Annotated in this window: 15 protein-coding genes; 7 read left to right on the forward strand and 8 right to left on the reverse strand. The window is 63.0% G+C overall.

Annotation, left to right across the window (positions count from 1 at the left end; all coding sequences use genetic code 11):
* Both AC5ZGW_RS39300 and AC5ZGW_RS39305 read right to left on the reverse strand, forming a co-directional pair.
* A partial coding sequence (locus AC5ZGW_RS39300; protein ID WP_496114070.1) for a biotin carboxylase N-terminal domain-containing protein occupies positions 1–257 on the reverse strand: 257 nt, incomplete at its 3' end.
* Between the two features lie 146 nt (positions 258–403).
* On the reverse strand, positions 404–613 hold the full coding sequence (locus tag AC5ZGW_RS39305) for a hypothetical protein (protein ID WP_028164007.1): 210 nt from the start codon (positions 611–613) through the stop codon (positions 404–406).
* Positions 614–911: 298 nt separating this feature from the next.
* Here AC5ZGW_RS39305 and AC5ZGW_RS39310 point away from each other — a divergent pair, with 298 nt between their 5' ends.
* From AC5ZGW_RS39310 to AC5ZGW_RS39320, 3 genes are all read left to right on the forward strand, one after another.
* Complete coding sequence (locus AC5ZGW_RS39310) at positions 912–1,673, forward strand: thermonuclease family protein (RefSeq protein ID WP_028164008.1); 762 nt, start codon at positions 912–914, stop codon at positions 1,671–1,673.
* A gap of 70 nt (positions 1,674–1,743) precedes the next feature.
* Entirely contained in the window at positions 1,744–4,194 is a 2,451-nt protein-coding gene (locus AC5ZGW_RS39315; protein WP_245474963.1) for a PAS domain-containing hybrid sensor histidine kinase/response regulator, read from the forward strand.
* Positions 4,195–4,283: 89 nt separating this feature from the next.
* A complete protein-coding gene (locus AC5ZGW_RS39320; protein ID WP_130228745.1) occupies positions 4,284–4,754 on the forward strand; it encodes a DUF6496 domain-containing protein in 471 nt (156 codons plus the stop codon).
* Positions 4,755–4,778: 24 nt separating this feature from the next.
* Here the strand turns inward: AC5ZGW_RS39320 and AC5ZGW_RS39325 are convergent, their stop codons facing one another.
* From AC5ZGW_RS39325 to AC5ZGW_RS39335, 3 genes are all read right to left on the reverse strand, one after another.
* A complete protein-coding gene (locus AC5ZGW_RS39325; RefSeq protein ID WP_028164011.1) occupies positions 4,779–5,225 on the reverse strand; it encodes a PPC domain-containing DNA-binding protein in 447 nt (148 codons plus the stop codon).
* 16 nt (positions 5,226–5,241) lie between these two features.
* Positions 5,242–5,802: a type 1 glutamine amidotransferase domain-containing protein gene (locus AC5ZGW_RS39330; protein WP_028164012.1), complete on the reverse strand. Its 561-nt coding sequence runs from the start codon at positions 5,800–5,802 to the stop codon at positions 5,242–5,244.
* 109 nt (positions 5,803–5,911) lie between these two features.
* Entirely contained in the window at positions 5,912–6,988 is a 1,077-nt protein-coding gene (locus tag AC5ZGW_RS39335; protein WP_130228746.1) for a flavodoxin family protein, read from the reverse strand.
* Between the two features lie 97 nt (positions 6,989–7,085).
* Here AC5ZGW_RS39335 and AC5ZGW_RS39340 point away from each other — a divergent pair, with 97 nt between their 5' ends.
* The gene (locus AC5ZGW_RS39340) at positions 7,086–7,991 is read left to right on the forward strand and encodes a DUF6328 family protein (RefSeq protein WP_130228747.1); all 906 of its coding nucleotides are present in this window, start codon (positions 7,086–7,088) and stop codon (positions 7,989–7,991) included.
* A 10-nt stretch (positions 7,992–8,001) separates the two neighbouring features.
* Here AC5ZGW_RS39340 and AC5ZGW_RS39345 read toward each other — a convergent pair whose 3' ends face one another.
* Positions 8,002–8,541: a DUF4142 domain-containing protein gene (locus AC5ZGW_RS39345; RefSeq protein WP_130228748.1), complete on the reverse strand. Its 540-nt coding sequence runs from the start codon at positions 8,539–8,541 to the stop codon at positions 8,002–8,004.
* A gap of 125 nt (positions 8,542–8,666) precedes the next feature.
* Here AC5ZGW_RS39345 and AC5ZGW_RS39350 point away from each other — a divergent pair, with 125 nt between their 5' ends.
* Positions 8,667–9,233 (forward strand): phosphatase PAP2 family protein, encoded by a 567-nt coding sequence (locus tag AC5ZGW_RS39350; protein WP_130228749.1) that lies wholly within the window; start codon positions 8,667–8,669, stop codon positions 9,231–9,233.
* An 11-nt stretch (positions 9,234–9,244) separates the two neighbouring features.
* Here AC5ZGW_RS39350 and AC5ZGW_RS39355 read toward each other — a convergent pair whose 3' ends face one another.
* Complete coding sequence (locus AC5ZGW_RS39355; RefSeq protein ID WP_130228750.1) at positions 9,245–11,953, reverse strand: bifunctional diguanylate cyclase/phosphodiesterase; 2,709 nt, start codon at positions 11,951–11,953, stop codon at positions 9,245–9,247.
* A gap of 242 nt (positions 11,954–12,195) precedes the next feature.
* On the opposite strand from AC5ZGW_RS39355, the gene AC5ZGW_RS39360 reads away from it, so the two are divergent.
* A complete protein-coding gene (locus AC5ZGW_RS39360; RefSeq protein ID WP_028164016.1) occupies positions 12,196–12,894 on the forward strand; it encodes an ABC transporter permease in 699 nt (232 codons plus the stop codon).
* Here AC5ZGW_RS39360 and AC5ZGW_RS39365 read toward each other — a convergent pair.
* Entirely contained in the window at positions 12,868–13,674 is an 807-nt protein-coding gene (locus AC5ZGW_RS39365) for an ABC transporter substrate-binding protein (protein WP_130228751.1), read from the reverse strand. The genes AC5ZGW_RS39360 and AC5ZGW_RS39365 overlap by 27 nt on opposite strands.
* A 249-nt stretch (positions 13,675–13,923) precedes the next feature.
* Between AC5ZGW_RS39365 and AC5ZGW_RS39370 the strand changes: the two genes are divergently transcribed.
* Entirely contained in the window at positions 13,924–14,289 is a 366-nt protein-coding gene (locus AC5ZGW_RS39370; RefSeq protein WP_130228752.1) for a hypothetical protein, read from the forward strand.
* Positions 14,290–14,326: the final 37 nt, after the last annotated feature.

Below are 14,326 nucleotides of genomic sequence, written 5' to 3' on the forward strand. Positions count from 1 at the left end.
GACAGGAAGCCGTAGCCGGGATGGACGGCCTCGGCGCCGGTCTTGCGGCAGGCCTCGACGATCTTCTCGATCACCAGATAGCTCTCCGCCGCCGCCGGCGGGCCGATCAGCACAGCCTCATCGGCCATCTCGACATGCAGCGCATCGCGGTCAGCCTCGGAGTAGACCGCGACTGTCTCAATCCCCATACGGCGCGCAGTCTTGATGATCCGGCAGGCGATCTCGCCGCGATTGGCGATCAGGATTCGTTTGAACATGTGCTTCTTGCTTGAGCGTTTGGGCAGGATCTTCGCCCGCAATGTGGTACGGGCGGTGGGCGTCTCAATTAACGTGGTACAGGAAAACTCAGGAGAGGCAACGGTCTATATGGAGGCGGCCGGCTTGCACCCGGCGCCCGAAGCCATCAACCCGAATAGGTATTAAATCTACCACGCACATGGGCGCGAGAGACGGCCTTCATCAGCTCGCTGACCTCGTTTTCCAGATAGTCATTGGCCACGATCAGCGCGCGGACGGTGGCCCGCATATCCCCGCCGCAGGCCGCGATCGCCTCATCCACGGCAGCTTCTAAGCCGTCGATATCCTCGCTGCTGGCACTGGGAAGAGAGGACATCTGGCGGTTTCCGGGATGCGGGGCGAGCACTTATGTTCTCTTTTTGTTCTCAACAAGTCAACCATGGATCGGTCACTGTCGACCAGTTCCGGCGGCTTTTTCCCAACGCGGAATAGCTTCGCGGGAGCTTCGTGCTAGAGCATGATCCGGTGGAAACCGGTTTTCCCTCGCGACAAACGCGAAGCGTTTGCGCGGAGATCATGCTCAAACAAGAAAGATGAGATCATGATCCGATTCCGTCCAATCGGCTCATGATCTAGAACCTTTGCCCCCGCACGCCACCCCATCGATGCAGACCATGCCATTACGCACATTGATCGCAGGGCTGATCCTGATAGCCCTTCCGGCGAGCCAAGGCTTCGCCGCCAACGCTACCGTCAGGGACGGCAGCACGCTGCAGCTCGGCAACGTGACCTATCGGCTCGATGGCATCGACGTGCCTCCGATCGACCAATTGTGCATCGACGAGCATGCCGAGAGCTGGACCTGCGGCATCGAGGCCCGCGACCAGTTGGCGAAGCTAATCGGCGATCGTCAGGTCCGCTGCGACGATCTCGGTCCCGACCCGGCCTACAAGAAACGACATCTCGGCGTGTGCAAGATCGAAGGCGACCCGACCAGCCTTAGCGAGGTGATGGTCCAGCGGGGCTTTGCCCTGAACGTCGAGGCTTCCGCCACCGGCCGCTTCAAGCCTGACGAGGCGCGCGCCAGGGAAGACCGCCAGGGCATGTGGAAAGGCTGCTTTGTTGCCCCGCAGGAGTTCCGCCGCGGCAAGCAGGACGGCGCGCTGCTGGGCGCATCATGTCCCGCCGACCGCGATCGCGCGATCCGCGACGTGCTCTTCCCTGAAGATCTTCCCATGCCGGCAAGCTGCAACATCAAGGGTAAGTTCGCCGTGCGCGCCCGCGTCACCGGCGATATCGGCATCTACCACTTGCAGGCGTGCCGCAGTTACCCTGGATTAACCAGGCCAGACCGCTGGTTCTGCTCTGAAGATGACGCACAGGCGGCGGGGTTCCGCAGGGCCTATAACTGCAGGCCCGGCACCAAGGCCAAATGATGCTGGCAAGCCCTCTTTCGTTGTGTGAGACTACGGAAAGAGGTCGCCCGCCCCGATGCCGCCAGACCCTATGAACGTCCTTCCCGAGACGGTCGCCGCTGAACGGCTGCGCCAGCATCTGGAAGAAATTGCCCGCGAACGTGACCGCGCGCATCGCGAATTGCAGGAGCGCGAGGCGGAGCTTGCCCGGATCCAGCGTATCGGCCGCGTCGGCGGTGTCGAGGTCGATTTCCGCGAGGGCTTCCGCAACCGCCGCTCGCCGGAATACCTGATCATCCATGGACTGGGGTCGGATGCGGTGAACGAAACCCACGAGGATTGGGTCGACCGCATCCACCCCGACGATCGTGACCGCGCGATCGGGCATTTCTTCGATGCCCTGGCCGGGACGAGCGGAGACTATATGGCGGAATACCGGATCCTCCGTCCGAGCGACGGTGAGGTCAGGTGGATCGCCGTCATCGGGGAAATCGAGCGCGACCGCGACGGCCGCGCACTCCGTCTGGTCGGCGCCCACATCGACATCACCGAACGCATGCTCGCCCAGGAAAAGCTGCGCGAAAGCGAGGAGCGCTTCCGCCTCATCGCCGACAGCGCGCCGGTTCCGATCTGGGTGACCAAACTCGACCGCACCCGCTCCTTCGCCAACCGGGCCTATATCGATTTCCTCGGCCTTCCCTTCGAAGAAGCCATCAAGTTCGACTGGCGCAAGCGGCTGCACCCTGACGATATGTCGCGCATCGTGCAGGAATCGATCGCGGGCGAAGCTTCGCTCAAGCCTTTCGTGCTGGAGGCGCGCTATCTGCGCGCCGACGGCGAATGGCGCTGGCTCAGGTCGGAGTCACAACCGCGCTGGGATCCGACCGGCAACCACATCGGCTTCATCGGGGTCGCCCACGACATCACCGCGGCCAAGCAGGCCGAGATCGAACTGCGCCGGCTGAACGAAACGCTCGAACTGCGTATCTCCGAGCGCACCGCGCAGCTCGAAGCCAGCGAAGCGCAAATGCGCGCGATCTTCGAGACCAGCCACCAGTATCAGGTGCTGCTCAATCAGCACGGCGACGTGCTCCATGCCAACCGGACGGCACTGGCCGGCATCCGCGCCGAGGCCCGTGATGCCATCGGCAAGCCGTTCTGGGAAACGCCCTGGTTCGTCGCGACCGACGACTTGCCCAAGCTGGTTCGCAACGCCTTCATGGCGGTCATGAAGGGCGACGACGTCAAGACCGAGATGATGCTGCGGCTTCCGGTCGGCGAGCGCTATTTCGATTTCGCGATGCGGCCGCTTCGCGACCAGCACGGCACTGTGATTGGCGCCGTGGCCGAAGCCGTCGACATCACCGAACGCCGCCAGGGCGAAGAGGTGCTACGGCAATCGCAGAAGATGGAAGCCGTCGGCCAGCTCACCGGCGGCGTGGCCCACGACTTCAACAATCTGCTGACCATCATCCGCTCCGCGACCGACTTCATGCGCCGCCGCGACCTGCCCGAAGAGCGCCGTCATCGCTACATCGACGCGATCTCCGAGACGGTGGAGCGCGCCTCCAAGCTGACCGCGCAGCTATTGGCGTTCGCCCGCCGCCAGCCGCTGAAGCCGCAGGTCTTCAATGTCGGCGCGCAGGTCGAGGGCGTGACCCAGCTTATCCGGCCGCTGGTCGGTGCGCGCATCCAGATCGACGTCGAGATCGACGACCCCGATTGCTTTGCGATCGCCGACATCGCCCAATTCGAGACCGCACTGATCAATCTCGCGGTGAACGGCCGCGACGCCATGGACGGCGAAGGCCGCCTCTCCATTGCGGTGCGGAAGGTGCGGGGCATCCCTGCCCTGCGTGCCCAGCCGGCGCGCCGCGGCGACTTTGTCGCGATCACCATGGCCGATAGCGGCAGCGGCATCGCGCCCGATCATCTGCAATCGATCTTCGAACCGTTCTTCACCACCAAGGAAGTCGGCAAGGGAACCGGGCTTGGCCTGAGCCAGGCATTTGGCTTTGCCAAGCAGTCCGACGGCGACATCGATGTCGTCAGTACGCTCGGACGAGGCGCGGCCTTCACGATCTATCTGCCGCAGGCAGCACGACCGGCCGATGCGGCGTCCGCTGCAGCCATCGCCAGCGAGCCGGCAACCACGGGCCGCGGCTACCGCGTCCTGGTCGTGGAGGACAATGACGAGGTCGGGCAGTTCTCCACCGAGCTGCTCGAAGATCTCGGATACTCGGTCAAACGCGTGGCGAATGCCAATGCAGCGCTTGCCCTGTTGTCCGAAGACGAGTTTTCCGCCGACCTCGTATTCTCCGACGTCATCATGCCCGGCATGAACGGCGTGGAGCTCGCCAGCGTGATCCGCGACCGCTATCCCGGGCTGCCGGTCGTCCTGACCAGCGGATACAGCAACGTGCTCGCCGAAAATGCGCATCGCGGATTCGAGCTGATCCAGAAACCCTATTCGGTCGAGTCGCTGTCGCGCATCTTACGGAAAGCGATCGTCGATCGGGGGTCGATCAGTTCGACCGTCTGAGCCTTAACGTCTGCGGCCTTAACCTCTGCCCTCCGTTGGAACGACATCCGCCGTCGGCGGTTCTTGCCGATAAACGGAGGATTAAGACGATGGCACCCTCATCGCGTCAACGACGCGTCACCGGCAGGGTGATGCACGAATTCAAGCATGGCGAACTGAAGAGCGGCCGTGGCGGCCGCGCCGGCAAGGTCAAGAATCGTCGGCAGGCGATCGCCATTGCGCTGCAGGAAGCGGGCGCCTCCAAATACCAGAGCGAGCGCAGCAACCGTCGTGACCTGCGCCGCACCGAACAAAAGGAAGCGCAGGGCCGTACCGCCCAGCAGGAGCGCGAGGGCAAGTCGCATGTCGGGGCTTCCGGCAAGCGGGAAAGCAGCCGCGCGATGGGCGGCCGCAATGCCCGCAAGCTCACCGCCCGCGGACGCAAGGCGGCACGCTCGCGCGCCCGCAAGCGCGACGGACATACGCGGCGAGAGCTTTACGCGAGGGCGCAGCAACGCGGAATCGAAGGCCGCTCGAAAATGACGAAGCGGCAGTTGGAGAACGCGCTCGGCGTGCGCTAAGCGCGTCTCCTTTTGCTATTGGCACTATTGGGCCGCGATATCGATGAGGGCGATGCCGAGGTCCGCCCTCTTCTTCCGCCGAAGCTTCGCCGGCGCTTCCGTCAGCACAACCTCGAGCGTCGGCCGCACCACGCCCGCGAGCAGGTGGCCGCCGCGCGTGGAGCCATCCGACAGCCCGAGCACGATGTGAACGTGCAGACTGGCCTTGCCGTCATCGCCGATCGCGACGTCGCCGATCGCGCTCAGCACCTCGCATTGCTCGTTGACCTCGATCTTCCGGTAGGATTTCGAGCCGAAATCGAACCAGCCGACGGTCGCCTTCTCGAACGCGCCGATCGCGGTCAGCGTCGCCGCCGAGATCCTGGCCTCGTTGGCGAACTTTGTCAGCGCCGCGAATGCTTCCTCGCCGGTGTCGAGGATGACGACATGGACCTGCGCGCCCGGCTCGTCGGAGATCAATTTGCTTTGCATCGGCTGGCTCGCTTCATCAGGCTGCGCTGCGCTGGGTGTGGCGGCCTTCCTTCACCTCCTCGATGATCTTGGCACTGAAGGCTTCGAGATCGCCGGGATTGCGGGACGTGATCACGCCCTGGTCGGTCACCACCTGGGAGTCTTCCCACTTGGCGCCGGCATTCATCACATCGGTCTTGATCGACTTGTACGAGGTCATCCGCCGCCCCTTGGCGATGCCGGTTTCGATCAGAAGCCAGGGCGCGTGGCAGACCGCCGCGACGACCTTCTTGGCGTCGAATATCTCCTTGATGAATTTCAGCGCCTTCGGCTCGGCCCGCAGCAGGTCCGGATTGATCTGTCCGCCCGGCAGCACGATCGCGTCGTAGTCGGACGCGGAGACCTGGTCGAGCGTCTTGTCGACCTTCACCGGCCGGCCCCAATCCTTGATGTCCCAGCCCTTGATCTCGCCCGCGGCCAGCGAAATCACGTCGACGGTTGCGCCGGCCTTCTTGAGCCGGTCGCGCGGCACTTCCAGTTCCGACTGTTCGAAGCCGTGGGTTGCGAGGATTGCGATCTTCTTGCCTTTCAAGTCCATGGGAAACTCCGTCGCAGTGGATGGGAGATGCCGACCAATCGGCAATGCCGAACATCGTTCCTGCGCAACGGCGAATTGATCCCCGCTTCGCCCGGAACCGAGGCTGACGCTATTTCGGATTCGGCTGCACGAGCCCCGCTGCCGGATCCTGCAACTTGCCCTCACGCGCAAGCTTCACCGCGTTGCCGAGCGCTCGCGCGACATTCAAGGTCTGTTCCTGGAACGCTTTGTCCTCATCGAGTGCCTGATGTGAGGTCGCGTAAGGCTCCATGTAGCCGATATAGCCGTCGAGCTCACCCGTTCGGCCGACCGGGATCAGCCCCATATCCGTCAGCCAATCCGATAGCGAACGTCGCATCGTTTCCGCGCCAACGGAATCTCCGTGCACGACGAGACCAAAGTTGCGGCCGGCGAGATGCCGCGGATAAGGCCAGCCCTTCAACTCGAGCGCCTTGGCTTCATCCGCGTGTTTGCCGTGGGTGGAGGTCGGGTCGGGATTGCAGCCATCGGCACAAACCATCCGGTCGATCATGGCTTTCAGCCCCGTCGGCGCGTGATACCAATTCACCGGCGATACGATGAGGATGCCGTGCGCCGCCACCCATAGCGGATAGATATCGTTCATCCAGTCGTCGGTCTGGCCGAGCGCGTAATTCGGATAGCAACTGCAGGGCCAGTGACACAGCGCAGGCGATGTCGAGACGCAGGACTTGCAGGGATGGATTTGCTTGCCGAACTCGGACGCCAGTCGCGAGAGATCGAGGATGTCGACGGCAAGCCCCATCTCGACGAACACAGGCTCGGCGAGCTTGACCAATCGCCAGCTCTTGGACATTTCACCGGGGCAGGTATGCTCGCTGCGTGAGGAGCCGTTGATGATCAGGATGCGCGGTCTCTCCGCCGCATCGTCGTGGCGCCGCTGCGCCGCCAGGATCGCCTCGCGCGCCGCGAGCCAATCCACCGCCAGTTCGTATTCCGGATCGGCGAAGCCCGGCCCCGCTTTACGCGTCAGCGGCGACTTGCGCGAATGACTGTAGGCATCCCACGCCACGTCGATGATGGCATCGATCTCGCGCTGCAGCGGCCTGAAGGCCGGATCGACGAAGCGGCTGCGGTAGCGTTGCGCAAACTCCTCGCGCCGCAATTTGACTGATGGCATCCCCTTGCGGACGTCCGGCGCCGTCATGTCGCACCCCGCCGTAGATGAACGTTAGATGACATGTCGCGTTAACAACACGACATCGGCGACGGTTCCGGCGCGGCGAGAAAGGAGTGCGGCCAGGATGTCCGAGAAGCTGGACCGCATGGTCAAGACGGCGCTTGACGAAACTCGTCTGCTTGTCCTCGGCATCCAGGTCCTGCTCGGATTTCAATTCCAGGCCTTCTTCCAGACCGGCTTTCCATCGCTCTCCTCCGCGTCGAAAATGCTCTGCGCCGTTGGGCTTGCGCTGCTGACGCTTTCGCTGGGGCTCCTGATCATCCCCTCGATGGAACACCGGATGGTCGAGGGAGGTTCATCGTCGAAGCGCCTCGTCCACGCGACGTCTTTGTACGCGACCGCCGGCCTGGTTCCCTTCTCCTTGAGCCTTGGCGTTGCCGCCTATGTCGTGATCGAACGACATTTCGGCTGGTTCGCCGGTACCACCAGCGGACTCGCGCTGATACTCGCATCAAGCTTTGCGTGGTTCGGATTGGAGCTGTTTCACCGGGAGAGAACACCAATGCCCGATTCAGGAGGAACAACCCCGCTCGCGACAAAAGTCGAGCAACTGCTGACCGAAGCGCGGGTCATCATCCCCGGCGCACAGGCCCTGTTCGGCTTTCAATTCATCGCCATGCTTACCGCTGGATTTGATGAGATGCCGCAGACGGCAAAGATCGTGCATGCCGTCGCGCTCGGCCTCGTCGCCGTGAACGTCATCCTCCTGATGACGCCAGCCGCCCTGCACCGGCTCTCCTATGGCGGCGCAGATTCTCCGAGATTTCTGCGCACAGCCTCCGCGCTGGTGACAGCGGCGCCGCTGTTTCTGGCCGCGGGCATAGCCGCAGAGAGCTACGTCGTGCTCCGCAAATTCACCAATAGCGAACTCGCCGCCACTTACGCGGCGGCGAGTTTTCTCGTCCTGATCGGATTCTGGTACGCTCTGCCGCTGATCGTGCGATGGACGCGCCACCAGCGCAAGGCGTGACGCCGCGGCGTCACTTGCGATTCTTGTCCAGCGCCTCCGCCATCTCGAGATGGTGCCGCAGCGTCGGCAGCGTCTTGCCGGCCCAATCCTTCAGCTTCGGATTGTCGCCGCTCTTGGCGTAGCGTTCGAACAGCGACACCGCATCCTTGTGCGCGCTCACCTGCATCGGGTTATATTGGCTTGCAAAGTTCTCCGGTTTGGTGTCGCGCAGCTTGTCGAGCTTGCTTTGCGAGGATGAATCCAAGCCCGATGGAATCGGCACGCCCTCGCCGCTCGTGACCAGCCCCTTCAGCTCGCTGCTGGTCTTGGTGTGATCGGCGATCATCTGGGACGCGAATTTCTTCTCTTCCGCATTGCCCTTCTGCTCGGCGATCTTGCCTGCCTCGATCTCCAGCATATCGCTGGTCGCCGCTTCCTTGACGAAATCGGCCGTCGAGGGAGCGACGCCCAGTACCGAATTGACGCCGGTCTTCTCGCCGACCGATTGCGCGGCTGCCGAGGTGGAAATAAGAGCGACGGCAACCGCCGTCACCACGATCGATCTTTTCATGGTGCTTGCCTCTCCTCGGGATCGTGAGCGGCAAACTCGTGGCCGAAATTTTCGTTCCTATGCGCGGGTGCGCCCGCGAAACCATCACGGCCGTCAAAGGTTTGTACTCTCGAAGGGAGAATCCGATGGCGCTTTTCCGGGTGCAGCCAACCCGTGCTGATAAGGCAATCGCCGACACCGTATCGGAATACACAACGCCGACAGCCGAGCGGGTCGCCGAGGTCCTGACCTGGGGCGCGGATGAGCACGTGCTCAGCGCGCTTGCGTTGGGCTGGTGGCTTTATTCTCGCGACAAGGACGCGAAGCAGCGCCGCAACAGCAACCACATCCTCCTGACCACGATCGTCGCGACTATCCTGCCCCACGTGCTGAAAACGGTATTCGACCAGGAGCGCCCCGATCGACGGACAGCCCGAGGTCACCTTCATGGCGTGCCGTTCTCCGGCAAGCCCGAGGACGCCTTTCCGTCCGGCCATGCGATTCACGTCGGTGCGATCGCCTCAGCCGCAACCGTGCTTCCGCCGGCAAAGCGCAACGTGGTATGGGCGATCGGTGGAGGCCTGGTGCTGACACGCGTCGTCCTGCTTGCGCATTGGCTGAGCGATGTCGTTGCCGGCCTTGCGATCGGCGCGCTGACCGAACGGCTGTTGCGTCCCATCACAGGCTACGGCATGGATCGGCGCAAACCCTGAAATATCGCCGATCAGGCAGCGTCTTCCACCTCGGCTTCGGCCGCCAGCATCCTGCGGATATCCTGTGCAGTGCGCGCCGCACTGAACAGATAGCCCTGCATCTGGGTACATCCCAGCATGTGCACGGTGTCACGCTGCTGCTCGGTTTCGACGCCCTCCGCCGTCGTGATCATATCGCGGTCGGCCGCGATGCTCACCACCGCGCGAATGATCGACGCCGACGAGCTGTTGCGGGTGACTTCCTTGACGAAGCTGCGGTCGATCTTGATCTTGTCGAACGGGAAACGCTGCAGATATTGCAGCGAGGAATAGCCGGTTCCGAAATCATCCAGCGCGATGTGGACGCCGAGCGCGCGGAGCTGGTTGAGTGCGATCAGCGCGGCATCATCGTCCGCGATCAGCACGGCCTCGGTGATTTCGAGCTCGAGGCGGCGCGGATCGAGCCCGCTCTCGGCCAATGCCGCTGCGACCTTCAACGACAACGCATCCGACTTGAACTGAATTGGCGATACCGCCACCCGCACATGGGCGGGCCAGGTGGCAGCCTCAGTGCAGGCGGTCCGCAGCACCCACTGCCCGATCTCCTCGATCAGGCCCGTCTCCTCCGCGACCGGAATGAATTCGGCCGGCGATACCATGCCGCGCACCGGATGCCGCCAGCGCACCAGCGCCTCGCAGCCGGTCACCTCGTCGCTGCGCAGGTCGACGAGCGGCTGGTAATGGATTTCAAACCCGCCCTCGACCAGCGCAGTGCGCAGATCGGCTTCGAGCTCGCGGCGAAGCTTGGCCTCCTTCTCCATTTCCGGCTCGAAGAAACGGTGGGTGCGGCGACCGGCAGCCTTGGCTGCGTACATCGCAAGGTCCGCGCGTTTCAGCAAGCCGAGCAGATCGGTACCATCCCGCGGCGCGACCGCGATGCCAATGCTGGCGTCGCCGGACAAGTGATGGCCGTGGCAATCGAATGGCGTCCGCAGCGCCTGATAGATCCGTTCAACCAGCGCGCTGACATCGCCATCGGCCGTGATGCCGCGTTGAACGATAGCGAACTCGTCCCCGCCGAGACGCGCGATGAAATCCTCCGGTCCGATCGACTGCCGCAACAGTTCGGCGACACCTCTGAGGAACTCATCACCGATCAGATGGCCGAGCGAATCGTTGATGCGCTTGAACTCGTCGATATCGATATAGAGGATCGCGAACTGCACATCGGCTGTTTCGAGCAGCAAGCCTTCGGCGTGGCGCTGGAACAGCGTCCGGTTCGGCAAATTGGTCAGCGGATCGTAATGGGCGAGATGTTCGATCTTCGCCTCGACACGGCGCCGCTCGGTCACGTCCTCGAATGTCGTGGCCCAACCCCCGTCCGGTGAATGTTTGAAGATCATTCGGATAATTCGCCCGTCCTGCGTCGAGAAATGGCGTTCGCCGATCTCGCTGCTGTTGGGTCCGATGAAGTGCGCGCAATATTCGTCGACATCGCCGATAAAGGATCCGATCGCCTGACGGTGCAGCACGAGATCGCGCAGGTAGCATCCGGGCTTGGCGACGTCAGGCGATACGCCGAGCATATCGAGATAGCGCTGATTGCAGACCACGAGCCGGCCCGACGCATCGAACAGCAACAGCCCCTGGGTCATGTTGTTGATGGCGGTGTCGAGATGAAGGCTCTTCTCCGATAGCTTCTGGCGCGCGGCCTCATGCTGTCGCTGCAGTTGTCTCACGATCGGGAAGATCGTGACGATGACGACGACGATCGCCAGGATCGCAGCGCTGAACTGCAGTTTCGTCTGCGCCCGCCAGTTGGCGAGCGCGGTCGAGGTCTTGGTCGTGGCAACGATCAGGATCGGAAAATGAGTGAGCGGTCGAACTGCCCCGATCTTGTCTTCGGCATCTTCGTTGCTGAAGCGCCCCGAGATATTCCCGTCAAGCGTCAGCGCCTTCTGGAATGGCCGGAGACCGGCTACGCTCTTGCCGACCGCCCCGTCATCCTTGGGGTAGCGGGCGATCACCGTGCCGTCGCGATGGATCATTGAGATGATTGTGTCGCCACTCAGCGCCAGAGAGGCGACGAAATCCTCGAACTGGCTGGGCTCGACGCCCCGGCTGGAAAAGCCGATGATGGCGCCATTACCGTCGACAATCTTGCGGGCGAACAGCGTCGTCCACTTGCCCGTGACGCGGCTCACGGCGGGCTCGACGATGACATCCGGCGTCGGCTTGCCGGAGGTGAACTCCCTGAAATATCGCCGATCCCTGACATTGAGGTCGGGCACCGGCCACATCTCGGAGGAATTAATCAGCCATCCCTCGGCATTGAACAGATTGAGACCACCAACATGCGGCAGCGCCGCAAGCCTGGTGCGCAGCATTTCGTGCGCACTCAGCAGTGACATCACCTTTTCGAACTGATCGGCCGTATCGACCCCGTCCGCCCGCATGTTGGCGACGACATCATCGTGCACGTGCTGGAGATCGGAGAGCTGCTGATCGAAATGGCGGGACAGCAGCAGCGCCGTGTTGGAGAGTTCGCGTTCGGCAAGATCGAGCGCGCGCTCCCGGAATTGCAGCGCCAGGTACCCTGTGCCGAGCCCGATCGCGGCCACGAGCGCAGCCGCGCACAGCACGAGCCACTGAATTGCGCTCAATCGCGCTGGCGCCGCGGCGGCCCATTTCGGCCACCACCGGCTCTGCAAGATATCGCTCTTGGCCGAGCTGTCTGACATTTCCCTGCCCCTACAAGCGCTTGTTGTAGGAGACACAACCCAAGAGGGCGTTAGGAAAATGAGTTATCAGCCGGTTAACATGGAACTTTGTTTCTGAGTGTTACCAGATTTCGACCGCGCAACATCGCTTGTGCGGTATTGGACGTTACGCAGTTTATGAGAGATTTAGGTGTTTGCTGGATGGTGGCAGCCGGCAATCTTCATTCGGGCGATCTCACCGGGGCGGCCAAGCGCGCAGCAGGATGAATGATTTCACGCAATCGGTGGCAACGGCGCTCTCGCTGATCGCCAGTCTTGACGCTGAGCTGATCGGCATCGTCCTGCTATCGTTGCGCGTCAGCCTGACGGCGAGCCTGCTGGCGCTGCTGATCGGCGCCCCCCTCGGCGTCCTGCTCGCGATTAGCCGGTTTCAGGGCAGGCAGGCCACGATCGTGCTGGTGAACGCCATGCTCGGCCTGCCGCCCGTGGTGGTCGGACTGGCGCTTTACCTCCTGCTGTCGCGTTCCGGTCCGCTCGGCTTTGCCGGACTGCTCTTCACGCCGAGCGCCATGATTGTCGCGCAGACGATCCTCGCCACGCCGATCGTGGTCGCACTCGTGCACCGTCCGGTCTCGCTATTGTGGGCGGAATATGCCGACCTCATGCGCACCGATGGCATGTCGCGTCTGCGCAGCATGGCGCTGTTGTCGTCGCTTGGCCGCGCCTCGCTGTTGACCGCGTTCCTCGCCGCGTTCGGCCGCGCCATCGCCGAAGTCGGCGCCATCATCATCGTCGGAGGCAATATCCGCAGCTACACCCGGACCATGACGACTGCGATCGCGCTGGAAACCAGCAAGGGCGAGTTGCCACTCGCGCTCGGGCTCGGCCTGATCCTGCTCGGCCTCAGCGTGACCGTCAGCACGGTCGCGTTCCTGCTAGTCGGACGCGTTGGGGAAAAATAGCTGCTCGCCCCCGACCTTGTAGTCGGCGATCACCTTCTGTCCCTCGGCGGAGATCAGCCAGTCGACGAAGGCCTGGCCATCCTTGGCTTTCACGGTCGGGTGCTTGGCCGGATTGACCAGCATCACGCCATATTGGTTGAACAGGCGCCGGTCGCCCTCGGTCAGGATCGCGAGATCGCCGCGCTTCTTGAACGACAGCCAAGTGCCGCGATCGGAGAGCACATAGGCATTGTCGGATGCGGCCATGTTGAGTGCGGGCCCCATGCCCTGCCCGATCTCGCGATACCAGGATCCCTTCGCCGTCGCGATGTCGATGCCCGCCTCCTTCCATAGCCGCAATTCGGCCTGGTGCGTGCCGGAGCGGTCGCCACGCGAGACGAAGGTCGCCTTCGCGGCGGCGATCTTTTTCAGCGCTTCCGTGACGTCCTTACCGCCGGCAATATGCGCCGGATCGGCCTTTGGCCCGATCACCACGAAATCGTTGTACATCACGTCCTGGCGCTTGACGCCAAATCCTTCGGCCAGGAACTTCTCCTCCGCCGGGCGATCATGCACGAACACCACGTCGGCATCGCCTCGCCGTCCGATGTCGAGCGCCTGGCCGGTGCCGACCGCGACGACCTTGACACCGATCCCGGTTGCCGCCGTAAAGCGCGGCAAGAGGAAACCGAACAGCCCGGATTGCTCGGTCGATGTCGTCGATGCCACCGTGATTGAGCGCTCCTGCGCGAACGCGCTGGAGATCATGAGAAGAGTTGCGACCACGATTCGTGCGAGCATTTCCCCACCTCCGCCAAGCCGGCTGTCTACGAAGTTCTACTTCATCTCAGCCTGCCCGACCATAAGCGAGGCGATCCGCCGCAGCGATCGGAGGCTCGGCTTTTACAATGCCCCTAACTGCGCGACTCCGTCGTCGCGCCGTCATGTTCGGGGTCACAAGGAACAAGCGGCCGCCGGCGAAAGCATAACGTTATAGCATTCAGCACTCTGCTGACTTGAATCGGTACCGGGGCGGCGCTAACTAATGGCATGGACTCTCGCTTCGCCGCACCGGATTCTTCGACCCGCAGGGCCTCGTCGCGCCGGTGGCGCAGCCTGCTTGCGGGACTGATCTCGCTAGCGCTCGTGCTGTCCTTCTTTCACGGTCTCGGCTTCGACAGCGACGATACAGTGCCGGCACTGTCGATCGCGCAACTCGCCGGTGATGCCACCGACAAGGCTCCCGTCCATCCAGCATTCCCCCATGGCGATCATTGCTTGACCCACGTATCGACCGTGGCGACACAGGAGACGTCGATCACGATCGAGTATACCGCGCACGCCTATCGCTTCCTTGCCATACGTGCCCCCGAAGCGGCCGAACCGATCTCTCCCTTCAAGCCACCCCGCGCCTGATCCGATCGGCATGACCGATCCGGCCGCGCTGCCTCCC

The organism is Bradyrhizobium sp. Crot121 (assembly GCF_059512385.1).